Annotated in this window: 23 protein-coding genes; 11 read left to right on the top strand and 12 right to left on the bottom strand. The window is 64.9% G+C overall.

Translation table 11 applies throughout. The features are described from left to right. Positions 1-138 precede the first annotated feature (138 nt). From CH275_RS28945 to CH275_RS28930, 4 genes are read left to right on the top strand one after another with little or no spacing between them, the layout of a single operon-like run. Positions 139-1,461: an ABC transporter substrate-binding protein gene (locus tag CH275_RS28945; RefSeq protein WP_094681516.1), complete on the top strand. Its 1,323-nt coding sequence runs from the start codon at positions 139-141 to the stop codon at positions 1,459-1,461. Further along, entirely contained in the window at positions 1,458-2,408 is a 951-nt protein-coding gene (locus CH275_RS28940) for a carbohydrate ABC transporter permease (RefSeq protein ID WP_094681515.1), read from the top strand. The genes CH275_RS28945 and CH275_RS28940 overlap by 4 nt, the downstream gene beginning before the upstream one ends. Beyond that, positions 2,408-3,241, top strand: a complete 834-nt coding sequence (locus tag CH275_RS28935; RefSeq protein WP_094681514.1) for a carbohydrate ABC transporter permease — start codon at positions 2,408-2,410, stop codon at positions 3,239-3,241. Before CH275_RS28940 ends, CH275_RS28935 begins: the two co-directional genes overlap by 1 nt. A gap of 5 nt (positions 3,242-3,246) precedes the next feature. Beyond that, complete coding sequence (locus CH275_RS28930; RefSeq protein WP_032375915.1) at positions 3,247-4,416, top strand: ABC transporter ATP-binding protein; 1,170 nt, start codon at positions 3,247-3,249, stop codon at positions 4,414-4,416. 68 nt (positions 4,417-4,484) lie between these two features. Here the strand turns inward: CH275_RS28930 and CH275_RS28925 are convergent, their stop codons facing one another. The 3 genes from CH275_RS28925 to CH275_RS28915 form a co-directional block, all read right to left on the bottom strand. Next, a complete protein-coding gene (locus tag CH275_RS28925; RefSeq protein WP_094681513.1) occupies positions 4,485-5,921 on the bottom strand; it encodes an MFS transporter in 1,437 nt (478 codons plus the stop codon). Positions 5,922-6,065: 144 nt separating this feature from the next. After that, positions 6,066-6,926 (bottom strand): chromosome partitioning protein ParB, encoded by an 861-nt coding sequence (locus CH275_RS28920; protein ID WP_094681512.1) that lies wholly within the window; start codon positions 6,924-6,926, stop codon positions 6,066-6,068. Then, positions 6,916-7,632 (bottom strand): metallophosphoesterase family protein, encoded by a 717-nt coding sequence (locus CH275_RS28915; protein WP_094681540.1) that lies wholly within the window; start codon positions 7,630-7,632, stop codon positions 6,916-6,918. Before CH275_RS28915 ends, CH275_RS28920 begins: the two co-directional genes overlap by 11 nt. Positions 7,633-7,728: 96 nt before the next feature. Between CH275_RS28915 and CH275_RS28910 the strand changes: the two genes are divergently transcribed. After that, positions 7,729-8,322 carry a suppressor of fused domain protein gene (locus tag CH275_RS28910; RefSeq protein ID WP_094681511.1) on the top strand — a complete coding sequence of 198 codons (594 nt, stop codon included), beginning with the start codon at positions 7,729-7,731 and terminating at the stop codon, positions 8,320-8,322. Positions 8,323-8,328: 6 nt separating this feature from the next. Here CH275_RS28910 and CH275_RS28905 read toward each other — a convergent pair whose 3' ends face one another. Further along, positions 8,329-9,297, bottom strand: coding sequence for an esterase/lipase family protein (locus tag CH275_RS28905; protein ID WP_094681539.1), 969 nt, complete (start codon positions 9,295-9,297; stop codon positions 8,329-8,331). A gap of 138 nt (positions 9,298-9,435) precedes the next feature. Then, positions 9,436-10,524, bottom strand: a complete 1,089-nt coding sequence (locus tag CH275_RS28900; RefSeq protein WP_094681510.1) for a magnesium and cobalt transport protein CorA — start codon at positions 10,522-10,524, stop codon at positions 9,436-9,438. Positions 10,525-10,582: 58 nt separating this feature from the next. Between CH275_RS28900 and CH275_RS28895 the strand changes: the two genes are divergently transcribed. The 4 genes from CH275_RS28895 (at position 10,583) to CH275_RS28880 (ending at position 13,758) form a co-directional block, all read left to right on the top strand. After that, the gene (locus CH275_RS28895) at positions 10,583-11,419 is read left to right on the top strand and encodes a PHP domain-containing protein (RefSeq protein WP_094681509.1); all 837 of its coding nucleotides are present in this window, start codon (positions 10,583-10,585) and stop codon (positions 11,417-11,419) included. After that, entirely contained in the window at positions 11,416-12,030 is a 615-nt protein-coding gene (locus CH275_RS28890; RefSeq protein WP_094681508.1) for a MarC family protein, read from the top strand. The genes CH275_RS28895 and CH275_RS28890 overlap by 4 nt, the downstream gene beginning before the upstream one ends. Then, the gene (locus tag CH275_RS28885; protein WP_179276403.1) at positions 12,027-12,314 is read left to right on the top strand and encodes a hypothetical protein; all 288 of its coding nucleotides are present in this window, start codon (positions 12,027-12,029) and stop codon (positions 12,312-12,314) included. Before CH275_RS28890 ends, CH275_RS28885 begins: the two co-directional genes overlap by 4 nt. Before the next feature lie 187 nt (positions 12,315-12,501). Next, complete coding sequence (locus CH275_RS28880) at positions 12,502-13,758, top strand: NAD(P)-dependent malic enzyme (RefSeq protein ID WP_373453757.1); 1,257 nt, start codon at positions 12,502-12,504, stop codon at positions 13,756-13,758. A 77-nt stretch (positions 13,759-13,835) separates the two neighbouring features. Here the strand turns inward: CH275_RS28880 and CH275_RS28875 are convergent, their stop codons facing one another. The 4 genes from CH275_RS28875 to CH275_RS28860 are packed head-to-tail and all read right to left on the bottom strand — an operon-like array spanning position 13,836 to position 17,312. After that, positions 13,836-14,528 carry an ABC transporter permease gene (locus tag CH275_RS28875; protein ID WP_094681506.1) on the bottom strand — a complete coding sequence of 231 codons (693 nt, stop codon included), beginning with the start codon at positions 14,526-14,528 and terminating at the stop codon, positions 13,836-13,838. Further along, complete coding sequence (locus CH275_RS28870) at positions 14,525-15,190, bottom strand: ABC transporter permease (protein WP_032403036.1); 666 nt, start codon at positions 15,188-15,190, stop codon at positions 14,525-14,527. The genes CH275_RS28875 and CH275_RS28870 overlap by 4 nt, the downstream gene beginning before the upstream one ends. Beyond that, positions 15,187-16,338, bottom strand: coding sequence for an ABC transporter ATP-binding protein (locus tag CH275_RS28865; RefSeq protein ID WP_094681505.1), 1,152 nt, complete (start codon positions 16,336-16,338; stop codon positions 15,187-15,189). The genes CH275_RS28870 and CH275_RS28865 overlap by 4 nt, the downstream gene beginning before the upstream one ends. Further along, positions 16,338-17,312, bottom strand: a complete 975-nt coding sequence (locus tag CH275_RS28860) for an ABC transporter substrate-binding protein (RefSeq protein ID WP_094681504.1) — start codon at positions 17,310-17,312, stop codon at positions 16,338-16,340. Before CH275_RS28860 ends, CH275_RS28865 begins: the two co-directional genes overlap by 1 nt. A gap of 207 nt (positions 17,313-17,519) precedes the next feature. On the opposite strand from CH275_RS28860, the gene CH275_RS28855 reads away from it, so the two are divergent. Then, entirely contained in the window at positions 17,520-18,410 is an 891-nt protein-coding gene (locus tag CH275_RS28855; protein ID WP_094681503.1) for a glycine betaine ABC transporter substrate-binding protein, read from the top strand. On the opposite strand, the gene CH275_RS28850 is transcribed toward CH275_RS28855, so the two are convergent. Genes CH275_RS28850 through CH275_RS28840 form a run of 3 tightly spaced genes read right to left on the bottom strand, consistent with a single transcriptional unit; the run spans position 18,366 to position 21,737 of the window. Continuing rightward, complete coding sequence (locus CH275_RS28850) at positions 18,366-19,322, bottom strand: alpha/beta hydrolase (RefSeq protein WP_094681502.1); 957 nt, start codon at positions 19,320-19,322, stop codon at positions 18,366-18,368. The genes CH275_RS28855 and CH275_RS28850 overlap by 45 nt on opposite strands. A 13-nt stretch (positions 19,323-19,335) precedes the next feature. After that, positions 19,336-20,169: an SDR family NAD(P)-dependent oxidoreductase gene (locus CH275_RS28845; RefSeq protein WP_094681501.1), complete on the bottom strand. Its 834-nt coding sequence runs from the start codon at positions 20,167-20,169 to the stop codon at positions 19,336-19,338. Next, on the bottom strand, positions 20,166-21,737 hold the full coding sequence (locus CH275_RS28840) for a flavin-containing monooxygenase (RefSeq protein ID WP_094681500.1): 1,572 nt from the start codon (positions 21,735-21,737) through the stop codon (positions 20,166-20,168). The genes CH275_RS28845 and CH275_RS28840 overlap by 4 nt, the downstream gene beginning before the upstream one ends. Positions 21,738-21,806: 69 nt before the next feature. On the opposite strand from CH275_RS28840, the gene CH275_RS28835 reads away from it, so the two are divergent. Beyond that, complete coding sequence (locus tag CH275_RS28835; protein WP_094681499.1) at positions 21,807-22,454, top strand: TetR/AcrR family transcriptional regulator; 648 nt, start codon at positions 21,807-21,809, stop codon at positions 22,452-22,454. Positions 22,455-22,491 lie beyond the last annotated feature (37 nt).

The following is a 22,491-nucleotide window of genomic DNA, read 5'->3' as shown; positions in this document are numbered from 1 at the left end:
TCGATGCCAGTGAGTTCGGTTACGTTTCTTTCGTGCACGGCAGTCCCACACAGTGTGCTGCGCGAGTAACTGAACGTACGGAGGCGGAAAGTGCCGAGACATTGTGGTCGTAGGCGTGGAAGAGCAACGAGGATAGGGGTGTTGGCAGCAGCGGCTCTGGTCACGAGTCCGTTGCTCGCAGCGTGTGGTTCGTCCGACAGTTCGGTACCGGTTCTGAGTTTCTACACTGCCGCAGACGGCGCAGAGCAGTACGCCGCTGCGGCACAGGTGTGTTCGGACGCCTCCAACGGCCGATACCGGGTGGAGCAGCGGACGCTGCCCAAGAGTGCCAACGACCAGCGCCTCCAGCTCGCGCGGCGTCTCGCGGGTAACGACAAGACGCTGGATCTGATGACGCTCGACGTGGTGTGGACCGCCGAGTTCGCCGAGGCGGGATGGGCATTGCCCGTCCCCGCAGACCTTTCTGCGAAGCTGCGCGACGGCTCCACACTCGAAGGTCCGCTCGCCACCGCGGAATGGCAGGACCAGTTGTACGCAGTTCCGCTCAATTCCAACACCCAGTTGCTCTGGTACCGGCCGGACGAGGTTCCCGACGGGGTGCCCCCGCAGACGTGGGACCAGCTGATCGACGTGGCCGAGGCCAATGCGGCCGCGGGCAAGCCCGCACAGATCGGCGTCCAGGCCAAGCAGTACGAGGGCTTCATGGTGTGGTTCAACTCGCTGCTCGAGAGCGCGGGTGGGTCGGTCGTCGGAGAAGACGGAACGACGGTGACGCTGAACGACACTCCCGAACACCGCGCTGCCACCGAGAAGGCGCTCGAAATCATCAAGCGGGTGGCCACGGCAGACGGCCACGATCCGTCGGTCTCGCAGAGCGACGAGGCAACCGCCCGACTGGGCATGGAATCGGGACGGATGGCCTTCCAGGTCAATTACCCCTTCGTGTTGCCCGGTCTGAAGGAGAACGCCGTCGCAGGTGCCGTCTCGTTCCTCGATCTCGCGAACGTGCCTGCCGACCAGCAGGACGCGCGGATCGCTGAGGTCTTCCGCAGTGCTCCCTACCCCGAGGTGAATCCGGGCGAGCCCGCGAAGGTCACCATCGGTGGATTCAACATCGGCGTCGCCAAGACCACCCAGCACGAGGATCTCGCGTGGGAGGCCGTCGAGTGCCTCACCAACGAGGAGAACCAGCGCAACAACGCCGTCGACGGTGGCGTGCCGCCGGTGCTGAAGTCGCTGTACTCCGATCCCGAGTTCCAGGCCGTCTATCCCGCATGGGAAGGCGTTCTCGGATCCATCGAATCGGCGGCAGTCCGACCCGTATCGCCTGCCTACCAGAGCATTTCGATTCTGCTGACCGATGCGCTCAACCCGCCGCAGAGCATCGATCCGGTAGCCGACGTGGACAAGCTCGCAGATCTGGTCACCAAGGCCGTCAATTCCGAAGGGTTGATTCCATGAGTGCTCCTACCGAGTCACAACCTCAGTCGCAGCCTGTGGACAAGCAGGCAGCCCTGAAGAACGTCTCCGACGGCAAGAAGGCAGAACGTCGCCTGGGATTGCTGCTCGTCGCACCGGCGGCGATCCTGATGATCGCGGTCACCGGCTATCCGATCATCTACGCGTTCTGGCTCAGCCTGCAGAAGTACAACCTCGCGTTCCCCGAGGACCGTGAATTCGTCGGCATCTCCAACTACGTCACCGTCCTCTCAGACGGTTACTGGTGGACGGCGTTCGGCGTCACGGCGGGCATCACGATCATCTCGGTCATCATCGAGTTCATCCTCGGCCTGGCGGTGGCTCTGGTCATGCACCGCACCATCTTCGGTCGCGGACTCGTGCGCACCGTGGTGCTCATCCCGTATGGCATCGTGACCGTCGCCGCCGCGTACAGCTGGTACTACGCGTGGACCCCCGGCACGGGCTATCTCGCCAATCTGCTGCCCGACGGTAGTGCTCCGCTCACCGAGCAGTTCCCGTCACTGGCGATCGTCGTGTTGGCCGAGGTGTGGAAGACCACGCCGTTCATGGCGCTGCTGCTGCTGGCCGGGCTGGCGCTGGTGCCCGACGACCTGCTCAAGGCAGCCGAGGTCGACGGAGCTGGCGCGTGGACCCGGTTGATGCGCATCACGATTCCGTTGATGAAGCCGGCGATTCTGGTCGCGGTGCTCTTCCGCACCCTCGACGCGTTCCGCATCTTCGACAACATCTACGTACTCACCCGAGGGAGCAACGAAACCGGATCGGTCTCGATTCTCGGTTACAACAACCTGTTCGGAGCGTTCAACCTCGGACTCGGGTCGGCGATCAGCATCCTGATCTTCTTCTGCGTCGCGATCATCGCGTTCGTGTTCATCAAGCTGTTCGGTGCCTCGGCACCGGGATCCGACGACGGAGGCCGCAAGTAATGACCACTGTTACGCCTCGCAAGAAGGTCGGTTGGACGGTAGTCAACGTCCTCGTCCTGCTCTACGCACTGGTTCCGCTGCTGTGGATCATCAGCCTCTCGTTCAAATCGACGGCAACGATCGCCGACGGCAACTTCATTCCGCGTTCGATCACCTTCGACAATTACAAGGGCATCTTCCAGACGAACCAGTTCACCTCGGCGCTGGTGAACTCCATCGGAATCGGTCTGATCACCACGGTCATCGCCGTGGTGATCGGCACGATGGCCGCGTATGCCGTTGCTCGCCTGGATTTCCCGGGGAAGAAGGCGCTCGTCGGTGCGGCTCTGCTGATCGCGATGTTCCCCCAGATCTCACTGGTGACACCGTTGTTCGACATCTCCCGTTCGCTGGGACTGTTCGACACCTGGCCGGGACTGATCATTCCGTACATCACCTTCGCGTTGCCGTTGGCGATCTACACCCTCTCGGCGTTCTTCCGCGAGATTCCGTGGGAGCTCGAAAAAGCAGCGAAGATGGACGGCGCAACGCCCGCACAGGCGTTCCGCAAAGTCATTGCCCCACTGGCTGCCCCGGGCATCGTCACCGCAGCGATCCTGGTGTTCATCTTCGCCTGGAACGACCTTCTTCTCGCCATCTCGTTGACGGCGACGGAGCGTTCGGTCACCGTCCCGGCGGCCATCTCACAGTTCACCGGTAGCTCTCAGTTCGAGGAGCCAACAGGGTCGATCGCGGCGGCAGCAGTCGTCATCACGATCCCGATCATCATTTTTGTGCTCTTCTTCCAACGACGTATCGTGGCGGGCTTGACGTCCGGCGCAGTGAAGGGATAACCGTCATGGCCGAAATCGTTCTCGACAAAGTCACCAAGCTCTACCCCGACGGCGCGGCTGCCGTCAGCGACGTCGACATCACCATCGCCGACGGCGAGTTCATCATCCTCGTCGGTCCGTCAGGTTGCGGAAAGTCCACCACTCTCAACATGATCGCGGGTCTCGAGGACATCTCCTCGGGAGAGCTGCGTATCGCGGGGGAGCGGGTCAACGAGCGGGCACCGAAGGATCGCGACATCGCGATGGTGTTCCAGTCGTACGCGCTGTACCCGCACATGACGGTGCGGCAGAACATCGCCTTCCCGCTGACGCTGGCGAAGCTCTCGAAGTCCGAGATCAACACCAAGGTCGAAGAGGCAGCCAAGATCCTCGACCTGAGCCAGCACCTCGATCGCAAGCCGGCGAATCTCTCCGGTGGTCAGCGACAGCGAGTTGCCATGGGCCGCGCCATCGTTCGCACACCCAAGGCGTTCCTGATGGACGAGCCGCTGTCCAACCTCGACGCGAAGCTGCGCGTGCAGACGCGCGCCGAGATCTCGCGGCTGCAGAAGCGGCTCGGCACCACCACCGTCTACGTCACGCACGATCAGACCGAGGCGATGACCCTCGGCGATCGCGTCGTGGTTCTGCGCGGCGGGCTGGTGCAGCAGATCGGATCCCCGCAGGAGCTCTACGACAAGCCGCGAAACCTGTTCGTGGGCGGCTTCATCGGATCGCCCTCGATGAATTTCGTTCCCGGGCAGCTCACCTCGAACGGTGTGTCCACCGCGCTCGGTGAGATCGACATCCCGCTCGAGCGGATGGATGCGATCAAGGCCAAGAACCCGGGCCGCGAGGTGGTCGTCGGCATCCGCCCCGAGCACTTCGAGGACGCAGCCCTGATCGACGGCTACCAGAAGATGAGCGGTGCCACCTTCACCGCCACCGTCGACGTGCTCGAGTCGATGGGCAGCGACAAGTACGTCTACTTCACCCTCAAGGGTGCCCGCGTCGAATCCAGTGAGCTTCAGGAACTGGCAGCCGACGCTGGTATCGCCGATCTCGGTGGCGCACAGGTGGTTGCGCGTCTGGCCGCCGAGTCCAAGGCCGCCGAGGGCGGTCAGGTGGAACTGTGGTTCGACCCGGCCAAGATCTCGGTCTTCGACCAGGCCTCGGGTGCCAACCTGACGCTGTAGAGAGCGCTGCGCGCATGTGCACGGAACTTCGTAGTGGGCTACGAAGTTTCGCGCACATGCCGCAGGCTCTACACCGGCATGTTCGACGTGGTGGTCGGCTCGGACTCGGCCACTCGCACCGATTCCCGAGCGGCGGGGGTGCTCCTGATCGCCAGCGCCGCGAGTACGACGACGAGGCAGGCCACCGCGCCTGCGACAAACGCTGCGGTGTACACGCTCTCGCGGGCAACGGCCGTCCCGTCGATGGTGAACATGGCCAGGACGGTGGACAGCGTGGCACTGGCAATCGAGGTACCGACTGTCCGGACGATCGAATTGACGCTGTTCGCCACCCCGGTGTCCGCTGCGCTGACCTCTGCCATGAGCAGGTTCGGCAGGGCAGCGAACGCAAGACTGACGAACAGGTTGATGACGATGCCTGCGGTGATCAGCTGCCAGGTGTGATCGTGGGCGAGTGCGACGAAGACGAATCCGAACAGCCCGATCACGGCTCCTGCGATCAGTACTCGGCGCGGCCCGAACGACCGGATGAGACGGCCGCTGACGACGGCGGCGACTACTCCGACCGCCGCGCCGGGCAGCAGATAGACAACGCTCGCCTCGAGCACGTTCGCGGTGAAGCCGTAGCCGGCCACGGCTCGTGGTGTCTGCACGAAGTACGAGCAGGCGAGGAAATTGACGAACATCCCGATACCGACGAACAGGGTGGCGACGTTGGTGGCGAGCAACGGTCCGTGGGTGAGCATGCGGGGTGCGACGAGTGGCTCGTCGGCGCGCTTCTCGAAGTTCCACCAGATGGCTCCCGCGACGACACCGACGACCGCGCAGCCGATGGTGGCAATCGAACCCCACCCCCACGTGCGGCCCTGGGTCAGGGCGAGGAAGAGCAGAAGCAGGGTCACCGCGAGCAGTGCAGCTCCCCACCAGTCGACTGAACCGCCGCTGGTTCTCGGACGCGCCGGTACACCGAACCAGGCGATCGCGAGGGCGAGCACGACGAACGCAACGGTGAGCCAGAACACGCGGTGGTAGTCGGCACCGTTGGCCGTCAGCAGCCCGGTCAACACCAGTCCGAACCCGCCGCCGACGCCGAGTGTGCCGGACAGGACGGCCATCGAGCCCACGAGTTTTCGAGGAGGCATCTCGTCACGAAGGACGGCAAGCGCGATGGGGAACAGTGCGTAGGACACGCCCTGCAGGACCCGGCCGACGATCAGCCACAGCAACGAGTGAGTCAGGGCCGCGAGCAGAGATCCGGCGAGGACGACGGTGAGCACACCGATCAGCACCGGACGCTTACCGTGCAGGTCGGCGAGCCTACCGATGACCGGGGTGGCGATCACCGCCGCGAGGAGGTTGGCCGTCAGTACCCATCCGGCGGCGGTGGTGCTGACCCCGAGTTGGGTGCCGATGGTCAACACGATGGGGACCACCATCGTTTGCAGAACGGCCAGAGTCATGACGATGAAACAGAGTCCGGGCAGCAGTATGCGGCGGGTGGACATGAAAGAACGACCTCGTTACGTATCGACTATTCGATGGAACCGAAAAATTAAAATGATGAACGCATCTAAGTAACTATCAGAGATCGGTGCATCAGGGAAGTGAGCCGGGGCTGCCACGACGGCCGAGCATCGACACGGGCGGTACTACGGCCGGGTGGGTTTGCCCAGCGCTTTCTGTCGGAGTTCGCTGACGATCTCGTCGTTCCACACGTGTTCGCGCACCAGGCGGTAGCGTTCGCGGCTCATCCACAGGTACGCCTCCGCGTCGGTGCGGTCCTCGAGGATCTCGGCCGCGCGCACCATGCGCACCACCGGCAGGTACTCCTCACCGAACCAACGGCGCGCGACGGTACCGCGGTCGACGAATTCCCCGACCTCCTGCATCAGCCGGAAGCCCCACGCCTCGACCGACTCGCTGAGTTGGGCGTAGTCGAAGGGATCGGTCACCTGTACGGCCTCGCGGGCCTTGCCGACCAACGGCACCCGGCTGAGGAAGATGCGACGGTGGTCCTTGATCAGCAGATCGCCGCGTCGGGTGATGCCCTCGGGTGAGATGCGGGTGATGATCTCGGTGACAATGGCGTCGATCGTCGTGCGGTGCATGGCGAATGCGATGGACACGCGATGATGGCCGTCGACGACGAAATGCATTCCACCGATGCGGTACACCTGGATCGGCGGCATTGCCTCACCGCGGCGCTGAGCTGCCGCCAGTCGCTGCCAGCGCTCACGAATGCGGGCCGAGGTCGGGCGGAAGAAACGGTCGAAATCGCGTGTGCGGTCGACGCTTCCGACGATGGTGTCGACCCGGATCACCTGCAGACCGAGGTGGCGCTCGCCCACCTTGCCGAGGGCGGCGACCACCTCGTCGAACGGCAGGATGGTGTTGACGTCGTCGGGTTGACGCCGGAGCCACCCGACCAGACGTGCGACGTCGGCGCGTCGGCGTTGGCGGGTGAAGTCGTTCTCCGCGTCGGCCGCCGGAAATCCGGTGTCACGTGCCATGTCTGCGCCTCACGATCTTCGGTGCCTCGATGTCCTGGCTCGGTCCGCCCGGTTCGATGTCGAGCAGGGTGTATCCGACGGTGTTGATCACCGTCGCGCCGTGCAGGGTCAGATCCTCCGGGGTAGCTCCGTGCGGATGAATGTGACCGTGCAGCAACAACTGCGGAGACAGTCGGCGCGTCACCTCGTCGAGGCAGTCGAAGCCGATGTGCGCGGGGTCGGTGTCGTCACCGACACCGAGCGGCGGACTGTGGGTGAGCAGAATATCGAGCGGCCGTTGGTCTTTGCGTACGTTGCGATGCCACGCGAAGGTGCGAGTAAGGGTGCGCGATCGGCGTCGCTGCTGCCGCTGGGTCCACTGATTGGGTCCACCGTTGTAGCGGATGGACCCGCCGAGACCGGCGATCCGCAGGCCCGCCGCAGAGACGATTCGGCGATCGACGTTGACGGCACCGACCGGTCCGGGCCAGGTGGTGGGCAGCCCGGCACGCATCCATCCCGCGCGCCCGGCCGAGTATCCGGTGAGGTCCGCGTCGTGGTTGCCCGGAACGAACACGCATGGCGCGTTCAACGCGTCGGTGAGGTACTCGAGGTAATCGAACGGGAGGTCACCCGCGCCGAGAATCAGGTCCACCCCGAGCGACTTCACCTGCGGACTCCACAGGGATTCGATCGTTTCGTCGGCAACTGCGAGAACGGAGACCACGGGTACGACGGTACCCACCCCGGGTGTGGCGGCACCTCCGAACGGACTTCTCGGGCATCGGTGGTGTTGGATGGGTCAGGTGAGCGACAGTGTTGGATGGGTCACGTGAGCGACAGTGTGATTGCAGCGGTACGCGCACATCTGGTGGCCGAGATCGGCGACGACAGTCCGTCGTCGGCATCGGTGACGTTTCTCGGTCTCGAGCCGCTGGACGTCCTGAGATTCGGCGCGGACTCCGATGTGGTCCGGTACGTCAGTCTCGGCTGCTCCCGGCACCCCATGGCCGACCCCAACGAACTGGTCGCCGATCCCTCGCGTGGTCCCCGTGCCGAACTGGTGTTGACGCTCCGAGGTGGGGCAGGCGTGGCGTCGGGCGTGCACAAGTCCCTGGCTGTGCTGGCTGCCTCTCCCGCGGTGGAAGGCGTCGTACTCGTCGAGGATGCCCTGCTCGACCTGAGCGAGCCGCTGTGGACCAACGCGCCGTTCACGGCCGTTCTGCTCGGCGCGAGCGACATCGCGGACCTGACTCTGCCCGAGCCCTACGATCCGGTTCGCTTTCTGGCCGCCGTCCCTCTCACCGGTACCGAGGCCGCCTGGGTGCGGCTACGCGGAGCCGATGCGCTGCGTGAGGCCTGGGCCGAGGCGGGAATCGACGTCCGCGATCCGAATCGGTCGGCAGCCAGTCTCTGACCGTCGTCATCGCGCGTAGGACGCCAACTCTGGCTCGCTACCCACGGAGTCGTCCTCGAAATGCTGGGGCACCTGGAGCAGGAATTTCAACCCGTTCGTCGCGGATCCCGTGGTGGAGCGCACGTTCGGCATGCTGACCGTGAAGCACAGATTGTCCGAAATGCGTGAGCGCACAGCAGGTCCGTCGTGATCGAGTGCGTCGAGGACGATGTTGTACGCAACGTTGTCGCCGAGAATCGTGAAGTGCTCCACCGGCCGGAGCGGACAGACGTCCTGAACGGCGATGTTCGAGGCTCCGGCGAGGGTGCTCGCGCGCGGTTGCGGATAGATCAATTCGTCGAATCGCGTGAAGATCGAGGTGTAGCCGGGGCCTACCGGCAGGGGGCGGGCAGCCAATGCGGTCAGGAACTTCGATCCGGTGGCGATCTGCCAGTTCGCCGGCGGGCAGTCCTGCGAGTCGTCACAGCCGCGTCGGGCCGAATCGGTCCCGTTGTACGGGGTGGCGAGGGAAATGACATCCGACACCAGGGCAGGCAGATCCGGCCAGAACGTCAACGCCCAGAGTTCGTTCAGCGGACCGTGCTGATGACCCATCATGACCACCTTGCGGCCACTGTCGGCGGCCATCGTACGAACCGCGTTCACCACGTACTCGGCGGAGATCTGTAGGTCTCCGTACCCGGCGTCCGGGAGCGAGAGGCTGCACACCGGGATTCCGATCGCAGGCAGCGACTGCAGGTAGTTCCAGCCGAACGATTGCTGATCGGTGGCGAACGCCGGGGTGAGCAGAACCGGATCGCGGGTGGCGTCGTGCAGATCCGTTGTACACGTGAGGGCTTTGTCGAGATCGGCCTGCGCGACGGTCAGCGGCGGGCCGGCGGGATCGGCGTGAACCGGCCGAGCCGACGCGGCCCCCGGCGCGGACGAACAGATCACGGCGACGGCCAGAGCCAGTACCAGCGTGCGGATTCTCATCGATCCCTTCCGGATGACATTGCAGGACTTCTGCAGTCTCATCCGGGACGAACCGACGGGTTCATCACGAGGGAGCAGTCGGGGCAATCACCAACGACCGCTCGATCCGGTTGGACATCGCCCAACCGGGCCCAGTTGCTAGAGCCAGTCGTTCTTGTGGAACGTGCGCCACAGGCCGATGCACACGCACAGCACGACTGCCACCATCAGGTGATATCCGTACGTCCAGTGCAGCTCGGGCATGTTGTCGAAGTTCATTCCGTAGATGCCCGCGACCATGGTCGGCACGGCTGCGATCGCCACCCACGACGAGATCTTGCGCATGTCCAGGTTCTGCTGCATGGTCACTCGGGCCAACGCCGCGTCGACCAGAGAACTGAGCACCTCGTCGTACTCCGAGATGCGTTCGGCGACCGTCGTGTGATGGTCCTGCACGTCTCGGAGGTAGCGTCGCACCGCTTTGGGGACGCTCGGTTCCTGCACCAGACGCGCCAGCGGAGTCGACAGTGGCGTCACCGATCGACGCAGCTCGACCACCTCGCGTTTGAGCAGATAGATGTTCTCGATGGGGACGTGGTGGTGCGGGGAGAACACTTCCTCCTCCATGCCGTCGACGTCCCGCTCGATCGAATCGGTCACGGCGAGATATTCGTCGACGACGTGGTCGGCCACCGCGTGCAGCACCGCCGACGGGCCGAGCGCGAGCTGTTCGGGGTTCGCCTCGAGGCGCTGGCGCACGCCGGCCAACCCCGAATGCTCACCGTGGCGGACGGTGATGACGAAGTCGCGGCCGACCATCACCATGATCTCGCCGCTCTCGACGATCTCGTTGGCTGTCGTCACCGACTCGTGCTCGACGTACTTCACCGTCCGCAGCACCAGGAACGCGACGTCGTCGTAGCGCTCGAGCTTGGGCCGCTGGTGTGCATGCACAGTGTCCTCGACCATCAATTCGTGCAGTCCGTAGCACTGCGCGATCGCGTTCATCTGATGGTCGTCGGGCGCGTGCAGGCCTACCCATACGAATCCATCACCGCGGGATCGCACCTCGGCGATGGCCGAGGTATGAGTGAATCTGCCGGGCAGTCGAACGCCGTCGACGTAGACCGCGCAGTCGACGATCGCGCGAGCCGTGGGTACCGGAATTCGGGGGCCAGGATCGTGTTCCGCCTTTGGTCCTCGTCGATGCAGCGACGGGAGCGACGGTCGAGGGGGAAGGGACGGCATGGCGCGCAATCGTACGCCTGCAAAACGACGAGAGAGTGGGCCTGGAACACTGTCGAAGGTGCTCATCGATCTCCACACCCATTCGACGGCGTCCGACGGCACCGACAGCCCTGCCGAGCTGGTCCGCGCGGCGTCCGCGGCGGGGCTGTCGGTGGTGGCTCTCACCGACCACGACACCACGTCGGGTTGGGACGAGGCGTCCGCGGCACTGCCGTATGGTCTGACACTCGTGCGCGGTATGGAACTCTCGTGCACCGGACGAGGCGAGGACGGGCGGCCGGTTCCCGTGCACCTGCTCGCGTACCTGTTCGACCCCGCGAACGAGGCGTTCGCGAGGGAGCGCGCTCGCCTACGGGGAGAGCGGGTGACTCGGTTGCGTGCCATTGCCGAGAACATGGCGGCCGACGGGTTGCCGATCGATCCCGACGCGGTGCTTGCCTCGGCAGGGGAGGCGGCCGGACGACCGCACCTGGGCCGTGCTCTGATCGACGCCGGATACGTTCCCAACATGGACGCTGCGTTCGCCGGTCCGTTGGCGACGAGCGGCAAGTACTACGTGGAGAAGGTCGACACACCGCTCGAGGTTGCGGTGGACATGATCGCAGCGGCGGGCGGTGTCAGTGTGCTCGCGCACGCGAGAGCTCGCGCCCGCGGCCGCATCCTCGACCTCGACCACATTCGTGAGTTGGCGCAGTCGGGGCTCGGCGGAGTGGAGGTGCATCACATGGACCACTCACCGGAGGACACCGCGGTGATGGCCGATCTCGCCGCCGAACTGGACCTGATCGTCACCGGATCCTCGGATTACCACGGCACCAACAAGACCGTGAAATTGGGCGAATTCACCACTGCCCCAGAACAATTCGACCGACTGGTTGCGGCGGCCCGCGCATGACATTCGACGTGACGCTCTATCTGACGGTGCTGATAACCCTGTTCGTCATCATGGACCCACCGGGCGCGATCCCGGTGTTCCTGTCACTGGTCGGCCGCAAGAGCAAGGAAGCCCGCAACAAGGCGGCCTGGCAGGCCCCCGCGGTGTCGCTGACCGTCATCTCGGTGTTCGCGATCGGCGGCCAGGCAATCCTGAATTATCTGCATATCGGGATTCCGGCGCTGCAGGGTGCGGGCGGCTTGCTGCTCCTGCTCATCGCACTGTCGCTGCTCACCGGCAAGGGTGCGGGAGGCGACGGCGCCGCGGAGGACGTCAACGTCGCACTCGTGCCGCTCGGAACTCCGCTGATGGCCGGTCCCGGTGCCATCGCCGCGGTGATCGTCTACGTCAGTCAGGCCGACGGTCACGTCGGATCTCTCGTCGCGATCGCATTGGGCATCATCACCATTCATCTTCTGTTCTTCCTGGTGCTTCGATTCTCGACGGTCTTGATACGGCTTCTCGGTGAAGGTGGCATCTCGTTGCTGGCACGTATCGCAGGTCTGTTGCTGGCCGCGATCGCCGTGCAGTTGATCGCGGAATCGGTCCGCGGATTCGTGGCCGGCGGATGACCCGGGCGTCGTTCGGGCTCCGCTTTCTGCGCGGGATCAGCGGTACCGTCACCGCGGGGCTGGTGGTGCTCGCGATCGCCGTTGCCGTCACTCAATATCTGGGACATTCTCGCGGGTTTCCGGGTCCGGGCGGTCTCTCGGTGGCCGCCCATATCGCCGCCGCCGTCGTTGCCGTGATCGCGCAGCGCATCACCGATCACCGTCGCGGATTCTCCGCATTCCTCGGCGCGATCGTGGTCTTCGTCGCCACGGGCCTCGTGTTGTGGACACAATGGTGGCAATGAGCACCCGTTCCTGACTCTGTGGTCAGGTGGGGCGGCGATGTGGCACACTGAGGCACCGACAGGGCCACAGCCCATCGCTGATCGTGCAGGCGCACCCGCCTCACATGCGAGACACGCTCTCGGCAGTTTGCAGCCAGCACTGGCGCACTCCGATTGCCCTCATCCCCACCATCATCACTTCGTTGACATGCGTCGCCTTGCTGGTCGAGGTCGACAGACAGTGCGAGGAGCTTTCACCGTGACGGCAGTCGAAGACACCGCAGCACCACACACCGCACCGGCCGGGCCGGCGGCAATCACCGACGAGGAGATCTTCGCCGGGCATCTCGGCGGCAAGCTGTCGGTCGAGTTGGCCGCACCGCTCGACACCCAGCGCGATCTGTCGATCGCCTACACCCCCGGAGTGGCGCAGGTCAGCCGCGCCATCGCCGCCGATGCGTCCCTGGCCAAGCGATACACCTGGACGGACCGCCTCGTCGCCGTCATCTCCGACGGTTCCGCGGTGCTCGGCTTGGGCGACATCGGTCCGCGCGCGTCGTTGCCGGTGATGGAAGGCAAGGCCGCACTGTTCAAGAAGTTCGCAGGCCTCGACTCCATCCCGATCGTGCTCGACACCAACGACGTCGACGAGATCGTCGAGACCATCGTGCGGATGCGGCACAGCTTCGGTGCCGTCAACCTCGAAGACATCTCGGCGCCACGCTGCTTCGAGATCGAACGCCGCGTCATCGAGGCGCTCGAATGCCCGGTGATGCACGACGATCAACACGGCACCGCCATCGTCGTCCTCGCCGCGCTCAACGGGGCCGCGAAGGTGCAGGGCCGCAGCACGTCCGAGCTGAAGGTTGTCGTCTCCGGTGCCGGCGCAGCGGGCGTCGCCTGCGCCAACATGCTCCTTCTGGCCGGCATCCCGGACGTGGTGGTGCTGGACTCCAAGGGGATCGTTTCCTCCGATCGCCTGGACCTCAACGGCGTCAAGACCGATCTCGCTGCGCGCACCAATCCGCGTGCACTGTCCGGTGGAGCGGCCGAGGCATTGGCCGGAGCCGACGTGTTCCTCGGTCTGTCCGCAGGCAAGGTCGACGAGGGCTACATCGCCTCGATGGCCGCGAACTCCATCGTGTTCGCGTTGTCCAACCCGGATCCGGAGATCCACCCGGAGGTGGCGAAGAAGTACGCCGCCATCGTCGCGACCGGACGCAGCGACTTCCCGAACCAGATCAACAACGTTCTCGCTTTCCCCGGTGTGTTCAAGGGCGCGCTCGACGCCGGCGCACGCCGTATCACCGAGGGCATGAAGCTCGCCGCTGCCGAGGCAATCCTCTCGGTTCTCGGCGACGAGTTGGCTGCGGACAAAATCGTGCCCAGCCCGCTCGATCCTCGTGTCGCCCCGGCCGTTGCGGACGCAGTTGCGGCAGCAGCGCGAGCCGAGGGCGTCGCGTAGGAAAACGGAAGAAACACCGGCGAACCCGGCCCCCACCCGGGCCTGCGGTTCGCCGGTGTCTTTCGTCGGCGGGTCGGTCAGACTTTCGCGAGTCCGGTGGGCATCCGCCGCAGGCGACCGGTTCCAGGAACGGACGTCCACACCGCGAGGGCGAGCACGCCGTCGACGACGAGGGTCAGCACGGCCACCAGAATCGCGCCGACCAGAACGCGGCCGTAGTCGTACAGCGCGAGACCGTCGAAGATGTAGCGGCCGAGCCCACCGAGGTTGACGTAGGCCGCGATGGTCGCCGTGGCGATGATCTGCAGGGTGGTGTTGCGCAACCCGCCGAGGATCAGGGGCAGCGCATTCGGGATCTCGACCCGCAGCAGCACTTGGGTTTCGGTCATCCCCATCGCCCGGGCGGCGTCGACCACATTCGCGTCGACGTTGGCGATGCCGGAGTACGTGCCGGCCAGCAGCGGCGGAATCCCGAGCAGTACCAGCGCGATGATCGGTGGGATCAGCCCCAACCCGATCACCAGGACCAGGAACACCAGGATGCCCAGGGTGGGCAGTGAACGCAGCGCATTGACGAGCCCCACGATGACGGCCTCACCGCGGCGCAGATGGCCGATCAGCAGTCCGATCGGCACCGCGATCGCAGCCGAGAGCAACACCGCCAGCAAGCTGTACCACATGTGCTCGATCAGCCGAGCGCCGATTCCCGTTGGCCCGGACCAGTTTCCGCCGTCGAGGATGTAAGAGAACGCCTCCGAGAACAGATTCATGCGCGCGCCTTCTTCTTCGACGAACCCGTGCCGAGGCGCGTCCACGGGGTGAGCCGACGACCGAGTAGGAACAGGGCCGCGTCGAACACGAGCGCCAGGAACACGATCGAGATGATGCCCGCGAATATCTGGTCGGGGTAGTCACGCTGGTAGCCCTGCGTGAACAGCTGACCGAGGCCGCCGATACCGATCACCGAGCCCACCGAGACCAGTGAGATGTTCGTGACCGCGACGACCCTGATGTTGGCGATGAGCACCGGAAGTGCCAGTGGCAGTTCGACGGTCACTGCTCGTCGTAGGGTCGAATACCCCATGGCCTCGGCCGAATCGACGACGGCGAACGGAACCGAGTCGAGTGCTTCGGGAACAGCGCGCACCAGCAGTGCAGTCGAGTAGACGGCGAGAGCGATCACGACGTTCAGCGGATCGAGAACGGGGAGACCCACCACTGCCGGGATGGTGACGAACAGTGCCAGCGACGGAAGAGTGAACGCAATACTGGCCACTGTCAAAGTGATTCGCCGAACCCAGCGGGTGTTACGAATGACGGTGCCCAACGGGATGGCGATCAGCAGTCCGACGAACAGCGGGACGAGCGAGAGATACAGGTGCGTCTTCGTGTAGCCGAGAACGACATCGAAGTTGTCGAACAGCCAGGTCACTGTTCGGTGTCCCCGGTCGCGAGGAAGTGGTGTCGGTTGCGCTCCTCGTCCTCGGACTTGCGTTGTGCAGCAAGGTTTTCGAGTATCTCGGCACCGTCGACGCTGCCGACGGCCGCCCCGGAGGAGTCGACCGCGACACCGATTCCCGACGGCGACGAGATCGCCGAATCCAGTGCCTGACGCAGATCGCCGCCCTCGAGGAACAGCGACCCTCCGGCGGCCGTGCTGTCGTCGATGCTCCCGCCGCTCCGCACCTTCTCGACGCCGGTGGCGTCGATCCACCCGAGCGGACGGCGCTGTGAGTCCACCACGAGAACCCATTGCCCCTGCGCGAGTCTCAGCCCGGCCACCTCGTCCTGCGCGGCCGTCTGGATCGGGTGCATCGTCACCGACTGAGCCGATCGAAACGACAGGCCTCGGTATCCGCGATCGCGGCCGACGAACGACGCCACGAAGGGTGTCGCCGGGGCCGCGAGGACGGTCTCCGGCTTGTCGTACTGCTGCAGACGTCCCTGTGGCCCGAACACCGCGATGTGGTCGCCGAGCCGCACGGCTTCGTCGATGTCGTGGGTGACGAACACGATGGTCTTCTTCAGGTCGGCCTGGAGCCTGAGCATCTCGGTTTGCAGATCCTCACGTACCACCGGATCCACGGCACTGAACGGCTCGTCCATCAGCAGGATCGGCGGGTCGGCTGCCAGTGCTCGGGCCACTCCCACACGCTGTTGCTGGCCACCGGACAGTTGTGCCGGGTAGCGCGAGGCGAAGGCCGGGTCCAGCCCAACTCGCTCGAGGACGTCGAGCGCGGCCTTTCGGGCCGCGCGCCGGGATTGCCCGTTGAGCACCGGCACCGTGGCGACGTTGTCGACGACGGTGCGATGTGGCAGCAACCCGGCACTCTGAATCACGTAGCCGATGCCTCGACGCAATTTCACCGCGTCGGTATCGGCGATGTTGCGACCGTCGACCGTGATGACGCCCGAGGTGGGCGTGATCATCCGATTGATCATCCGCATCGACGTGGTCTTGCCGCAGCCGGACGGCCCCACGAACACGGTGAACGAGTGTGGCTCGATCACCAGGTCCAAGGAGTCGACCGCTGTGGTTCCGTCCTGATACGTCTTGTTGACGTGCTCGAAGGTGATCATCAGCTGACCGGCTGGTCCAGGCCCTTGTCCTTGACCCATGCCGCTGCTGCTGCCGCCGGCTCGACCTTCTCGTCACCCGAGACCGAGGTGTTCAATGCGATCAGCTCCTCGGTGGTGATCTGAGCCGATACGGCGTCGAGAACCTGAGTGAGCTTGTCGGACTGCTTGGCCGTGCGCAGCACCGGGATGATGTTCTGGGCGGCGAAGTTGTTCTCCGGATCCTCGAGGACAACCAGATCGTTCTGCGCGATCGCGGGCGAGGTGGTGAAGATGTCCGCGGCGACGACCTGGCCGGAGACGAGAGCCTCGACCGTTGCCGGTCCGCCGCCGTCCGAGATCGGAACGTAGTTGCCTGCCGCGATGTCCAGACCGTACTTGTCTCGCAGACCGGGCAGGCCGCCGACGCGCTCCTGGAATTCCGGGGTACCGGCGAAGGTCACCTCGGAGGAGAACGGAGCGAGGTCGCCGATGGTGGTCAGGTTGCGCTCGGTCGCCGTGGAACGAGTGACGACGACGGCATCCTTGTCCTCGCCGGGGGCCTGGGCCGTCACGGTGAGGTCGTCGCCGAGAGCCGCAGGCAGAGCTGCCAGGACGTCCTCGGAGGACGTGGCGGTCGCGGATTCGTCCAAGTACTGCAACAGGTTTCCGGTGTAATCGGGAATCAGGTCGATCGATCCGTCTCGCACTGCGGGAATGTAGGCCTCACGGCTGCCGATGTTGAGCTTGGTGCTCACGTCGAAACCGTTGGCACGCAGCGCCTCGGCGTAGATGTTCGCCACGGTCTCGGACTCGGGGAAGTTGGCCGAGCCGATGATGATGGAGTTGGTGTCGCTGTTGCTCTCGCCGCCGCCACTGGACAGTGGATCCGAATTTCCGCCGCAGGCGGTCAGAGCGGTGACCGAGAGAGCGAGTGCGGCAACGGCTGCGACTGCCCTCGGTGCGGAGAACGCGCGCGTGATTCGGGAGGTGGTCATGGTGTCCTTCCATCGGTTCGGGCACAGTCCTACCCATCTCCGACGACCGCAGACGGGCTGCGGGTGCATCGCCGAAACCAGGACTCGGGCTGCTCGGGATGGTAGTCGAATTCAGCGTGCCCATAAGGTTGGATCGACTACCGTCTCGTTCGCACTAGTGCCCCGCGGCCCTGATCGGTAAACCACCCGGGCAGTGAACAGGAGAAAATGACAGTGCGTTCGTCGGTTCTGGCCACGGTCGCGGTGATCTCGATCGCCGGATTGCTCGGCGGCTGCAGTGCGGCCACGTCGACCGAGCCCGCAGCTACGCCCATCGTCGTCGGATCCGGCAGTTCGGACATCTCCCAATTGCTCGCTGAGATCTACGCCGGGGGACTGCGGTCGACGGGAGCGGACGTCGAGGTGAAGGAAGACCTGGGCGATCGGGCCGACTACCTCGCAGCGCTGGACCGCGGTGAGGTGACGATGGTCCCCGACCTGACCGGAGAGCTGTTGCGCACCTTCGACACTCTGTCCGCGGCAACAGAGGCCGAGGACGTGTACACCGAACTGAACCGGTCGCTGCCGGCCGGGTTGTCGGTGGGAGATTATGCGACGGCCGAGGATCGGATCGCCATCGCGGTGGCGTCGGGATCGACGTCGACAGACACACCCCGCGACGTCGTGTTCGGTGAGGAGGCGACCATCGGCACGGTAGAGGGCGAAGTGGATCCGTTGGATGTGGTGAATATCCTTCCGCGATCGGAGCCCACCTTCACCGGGGCGAGCTTCTCGGAGTTCATGGTGTACCCGGACGCGCAGTTCGCGGTCGACGAGCTGAATTCCGGGGCGGTGACTGCACTCGCGATCCGCACCGCGTCGTTCGGCCCGCTGGCGAAAGACCTGACGACGCTGCCCGATGACGACAGCGTCTACCCAGCGCAGAATGTGGTGCCGCTCTATTCCAACGGAGTGCTCGACGAGAGTGCGCTCAGGTCGTTCTCGGTGGTGGCGGGGGAGCTGACGACAGCGGACCTCGCCGACATGATCGGCGAGGTCCGCAGCGGCGTTCCGTCAGGCGATGTCGCCGGTCGCTGGCTCGGTGAGCACAACCTCTGACGCGGTGATCGGCTGTGCTGCCCGGAGCTTGCGGCCGAGGTACGAGCCCATGTGATGGACGGCCTGGGCCGCCTCCCGCAGGATCGATGCCTGTAGATGGGCCACGTGCCAGAGCTTCTTGTACTCCACGTGTTCGAGCTCCACGCCCGACAGGCGCAGCTTGTCCGCGAACGCAGTGATCTGCGCGTACAGCACCTCGTCGGTGCCGACGTGCATGACGATCGGCGGCAGCCCGTCCAGGTTTCCCAGCAACGGGGCGAAACCCTGGTCCAGCGGATCACCCGAACCCAGATACGCGTCGGCCGAGCTGTAGGACCAGCCGGTGTTGACCACCAGATCGCGGTCCTTGGCGGCGTCGCGCGCGCCGGGATCGACCCAGGGCGAGATCAGACCGAGCGCAGCCGGGCTGGTCCCGTCGTCCACCAGCCGCCGGGCGGTGGCCACCGTGAGACCGCCACCGGCCGAATCGCCCGCGATCGCGATGCGGTCCGCGGTGAAGCCGTGGACACGAACCAGCTCGCGGAACGCCGCCACGGCGTCGTCCAGACCTGCCGGGTACGGGTTCTCCGGTGCCAACCGGTAATCGAGTACGTAGACGGCGCTGGCCGATTCCCGGGCGAGATGTGCAGCCAGTGACCGGTGCGTGTTGATGGATCCGATCGTGTACGCGCCACCGTGCAGGTAGAGGATTGCGGTGTCGCGTTCGGTTGCCCCGACGGTGACGCGCTCGGCCTTGCGGCCCGCGAGTGTCATTTTCTGCGAGACCGTTCCGTGCGGAAGCGTCTGCACCGGAGCTGCGGCTTCGAGGATCAGCCGCTGCGTCCGAAACGAGAACCGCGAATTCAGCGCGACGCGATAGAACGGCTTCAACGCAGCCGCGACGATCGGTAGGGGAACGTAGAAGGACTTCATGGTCGGTGCTCGCCTACTTCTTGGTGCGCGGCAGCGCGCGCCTGGAGACGGCGACGATCAGGCCCTGGTATCGCGAGCCGGTGATGCGCTGCAGCAGATCGAGGGCGATCGCATCGGAGCCGATCAGCACGCGTCCCTTGCCCTTCTCGACACCCTTGAGGATGGTCTTGGCCGCGTCGAGCGGGGTGGTCTTGGCGAGCTTCGTGTCGAAGAACTTCGCGAAGTCCGCCTGGTCGTAGTTCTCGGCGACGGTGGCGTTGCGCGCGATGGCGGTCTTGATGCCGCCGGGGTGGACGACGGTCACCTTCACCGGTGCCCTGGAGATCAGCATTTCCATGCGCAGTGACTCGCTGAACCCACGTACGGCGAACTTCGCTGCGTTGTACGCGGACTGCGAAGGGATCGCCAGCAGGCCGAAGAGGCTGGAGATGTTGATGATGTGGCCGTCGCCGGAGGCCTGGATGTGCGGCAGAAATGCCTTGGTGCCGTTGACGACTCCCCAGAAATCGACGTCGACGATGCGTTCGATGTCCTTGAACGAGGACTTGTCGACGTCACCGTGGTACGCGATACCGGCGTTGTTGTAGATCTGGTTGACCTTGCCGAAGTGCGCGACGACGGCCTCGGCGTAGTCCAGCACGGTCTCGCGCTGGGACACATCGAGGAAATCCGACTTGACCTCGGCACCCAGTGCCTCGACCCGTCGGACCGTCTCGTCGAGACCGGCGGTGTCGACGTCGGACAGTGCCAACTTCGCTCCACGCCCGGCCAGCTCGAGGGCCAATGCCCGGCCGATTCCCGAACCCGCGCCGGTGACGACGGCTACCTTGCCTGTGAATGTGCTCATCGAGCGGCCACCTTGTCTGTGTTGTTGCCGGTGCCGGTGTGTGCCGACGATCCGGAGGAGAGGTCTGCGCTGGCGACGCTACGGTACGCATCCAGATCGAACTGCTTGGTGATTCTGCGGAACTCGAACGTGAAGCCCGGCCACAGTGTCGTGTTGTTGCCGTGCTTGTCGAGGTACCAGCTGGCGCACCCGCCGTTCATCCAGACGCTCTTGGACAGCTGGTCCTGCAGCGTCACGTTGTACTCGTCCTGCACATCCTTGCGCACCTCGATGGTGCCGATGTCGTGCTTGTCGATGGTGTTCAGCGCGTCGACCAGGTAGTTGATCTGCGACTCGATCATGAAGACCATCGAGGTGTGTCCGAGTCCGGTGTTCGGCCCCACCAGGAAGAACATGTTGGGGAAGTTGGCGACCGCTGCGCCCTTGTAGCCCTGCTGGCCACCGTCGTCGAAGGTCTCGGCCAACGTGCGGCCGTCCTTGCCGGTGATGCCCTGGTAGGCAGGGGAGTCGGTGACGTGGAAGCCGGTGGCGACGACGAGCGCGTCGATCGGGCGCTCGGTGCCGTCCTTGGTCACGATGGAGCCCTCGCGCACCTCGGCGATGCCGTCGGTGACGAGGTCGACGTTGCTCTGGGCAAGCGCCGGGTAGTACGCGTTCGAGATCAACATGCGCTTGCAGCCGATGCGGAAGTTCGGCGTCACCTTGGCGCGCAGGGCCTTGTCCTTGATCTGGGTGCGCAGGTGATTCTCCGACGCCCACTGCAGCGGCTTCATGAAGGCCGGAGCCTTGGCCAGACCGACGACCTGGGTCTCCCGCATCGCGTAGATGCCGGCGCGTGAGAGGCGCTGGAACCCGGGGACGTGCTTGAAGGCGAAGCGCTCGAGCTTGGTGTACGGCCGATCGGCGCGCGGGAGGATCCACGGCGCGGTGCGCTGGTACACGTCGAGATGCTGCACCTGGCCTGCGATGGCGGGCACGATCTGGATCGCCGACGCGCCGGTGCCGATGACGGCGACACGCTTGCCTGCCAGAGAGACGTCGTGGTTCCACTGGGCGGAGTGGAAGACGTCGCCCTTGAAGTCGTGAATGCCCTTGATGTCGGGCAGGTTCGGCTCACACAGCGCGCCGACGGCCGAGACGACGATCTTTGCGGTGTAGTTGCCGGACGTGGTCTCGACATCCCAACGGTTGGTCTCGGCGTTCCAGCGGGCCGAGGTCACATCCGTGCCGAACACGTGCTTGTCCATGACGCCGTACTTGCGGGCCACCCCGGCGATGTACTTCTGGATCTCGGGCTGAGTGGAGAACGACCGAGTCCAGTCCGGATTCAGGGCGAACGAGTACGAGTACAGGTGCGACGGCACGTCGCAGGCGGCACCGGGGTAGGTGTTGTCGCGCCAGGTGCCGCCCACGTCGTGGCCGCGTTCGATGACGACGAAGTCCTTCTTGCCTGCCTTCGTCAGCTTGATGGCGGCACCGAGGCCGGCGAATCCGCTGCCGATGATCAGCGTATCGACGTGACGCGGCGTCGTTGCACGGTCCGAAGTATCTGTTACGGGAAGACTCATGTAGGGGAGCGTAGAAGCTTATTGAGCGTGAGTCAATAGTTATTGACTAATATTCAGTAGGGTGGTTGCATGGCGATCGTGAACAGTCCCGGCGCATCGACCACGAAGAGGACCAGGCTCAGTCCGGAGCAACGACGAGCCCAACTGATCGAGCTCGGCACCGAAATGCTCGCCGACCGCCCCCTCGAGCAGATCTCGGTCGAGGACATAGCGGACCAGGCAGGTGTCTCCCGAGGCCTACTGTTCCACTATTTTTCGTCCAAGCAGGAGTTTCACCTCGAAATAGTTCGCGAAGCATCCCGGTCGATGATCGAGCGCACCGCCCCCGACCCCGAACTCGAACCCTTCGAGATCCTGCGCGACTCCATCGCCAACTACGTCGATTACGTCGCCGAGAAGCGCGACACTTTCATCTCCCTGCTTCGCGGTACCGCGAGCGGAGATCCCCTGATGCGTGAGGTGTTCGAGCAGACCCGCACCACCATGGCCGAGCGCACCCTCGTCCAACTCGCCGGCCTCGACATGGACGTGACCCCCACCATCGACCTCGCCGTCCGCGGCTGGATCGCCTTCGTGGAGGAAGCAACCATCACCTGGCTCCGGGATCCGCACATCAGCCGCGAGGAACTCATCGACCTCAATGTCAACGCCTTGCCTGCAGTCGCCCTGGCGCCGGGCATGATCTCCGCGCTCCTGGGATCCGACGAAAACGCCTGACCGCGCCCGCGCCCACCCCGCTGCACGCCCCCGCTCC

This window comes from Rhodococcus sp. 06-235-1A, from assembly GCF_002258785.1.
Classification (GTDB): Bacteria; Actinomycetota; Actinomycetes; order Mycobacteriales; family Mycobacteriaceae; genus Rhodococcoides.
The sequence above is the reverse complement of the archived record's forward strand: the minus strand, read 5'-3'. Positions and strand labels throughout refer to the sequence as shown.

What these genes read in the sequence shown, in the direction of transcription:
- CH275_RS28860 (WP_094681504.1), bottom strand. Translation starts at nt 17,312, where the DNA reads ATGACCACCTCCCGAATCACGCGCGCGTTCTCCGCACCGAGGGCAGTC.
- CH275_RS28930 (WP_032375915.1), top strand. Translation starts at nt 3,247, where the DNA reads ATGGCCGAAATCGTTCTCGACAAAGTCACCAAGCTCTACCCCGACGGC.
- CH275_RS28840 (WP_094681500.1), bottom strand. Translation starts at nt 21,737, where the DNA reads ATGAGTCTTCCCGTAACAGATACTTCGGACCGTGCAACGACGCCGCGT.
- CH275_RS28900 (WP_094681510.1), bottom strand. Translation starts at nt 10,524, where the DNA reads ATGCCGTCCCTTCCCCCTCGACCGTCGCTCCCGTCGCTGCATCGACGA.
- CH275_RS28880 (WP_373453757.1), top strand. Translation starts at nt 12,502, where the DNA reads ATGCGTCGCCTTGCTGGTCGAGGTCGACAGACAGTGCGAGGAGCTTTC.
- CH275_RS28920 (WP_094681512.1), bottom strand. Translation starts at nt 6,926, where the DNA reads ATGGCACGTGACACCGGATTTCCGGCGGCCGACGCGGAGAACGACTTC.
- CH275_RS28855 (WP_094681503.1), top strand. Translation starts at nt 17,520, where the DNA reads ATGACAGTGCGTTCGTCGGTTCTGGCCACGGTCGCGGTGATCTCGATC.
- CH275_RS28885 (WP_179276403.1), top strand. Translation starts at nt 12,027, where the DNA reads ATGACCCGGGCGTCGTTCGGGCTCCGCTTTCTGCGCGGGATCAGCGGT.
- CH275_RS28890 (WP_094681508.1), top strand. Translation starts at nt 11,416, where the DNA reads ATGACATTCGACGTGACGCTCTATCTGACGGTGCTGATAACCCTGTTC.
- CH275_RS28835 (WP_094681499.1), top strand. Translation starts at nt 21,807, where the DNA reads ATGGCGATCGTGAACAGTCCCGGCGCATCGACCACGAAGAGGACCAGG.
- CH275_RS28910 (WP_094681511.1), top strand. Translation starts at nt 7,729, where the DNA reads ATGGGTCACGTGAGCGACAGTGTGATTGCAGCGGTACGCGCACATCTG.
- CH275_RS28865 (WP_094681505.1), bottom strand. Translation starts at nt 16,338, where the DNA reads ATGATCACCTTCGAGCACGTCAACAAGACGTATCAGGACGGAACCACA.
- CH275_RS28940 (WP_094681515.1), top strand. Translation starts at nt 1,458, where the DNA reads ATGAGTGCTCCTACCGAGTCACAACCTCAGTCGCAGCCTGTGGACAAG.
- CH275_RS28875 (WP_094681506.1), bottom strand. Translation starts at nt 14,528, where the DNA reads ATGAATCTGTTCTCGGAGGCGTTCTCTTACATCCTCGACGGCGGAAAC.
- CH275_RS28905 (WP_094681539.1), bottom strand. Translation starts at nt 9,297, where the DNA reads ATGAGAATCCGCACGCTGGTACTGGCTCTGGCCGTCGCCGTGATCTGT.
- CH275_RS28925 (WP_094681513.1), bottom strand. Translation starts at nt 5,921, where the DNA reads ATGTCCACCCGCCGCATACTGCTGCCCGGACTCTGTTTCATCGTCATG.
- CH275_RS28850 (WP_094681502.1), bottom strand. Translation starts at nt 19,322, where the DNA reads ATGAAGTCCTTCTACGTTCCCCTACCGATCGTCGCGGCTGCGTTGAAG.
- CH275_RS28935 (WP_094681514.1), top strand. Translation starts at nt 2,408, where the DNA reads ATGACCACTGTTACGCCTCGCAAGAAGGTCGGTTGGACGGTAGTCAAC.
- CH275_RS28845 (WP_094681501.1), bottom strand. Translation starts at nt 20,169, where the DNA reads ATGAGCACATTCACAGGCAAGGTAGCCGTCGTCACCGGCGCGGGTTCG.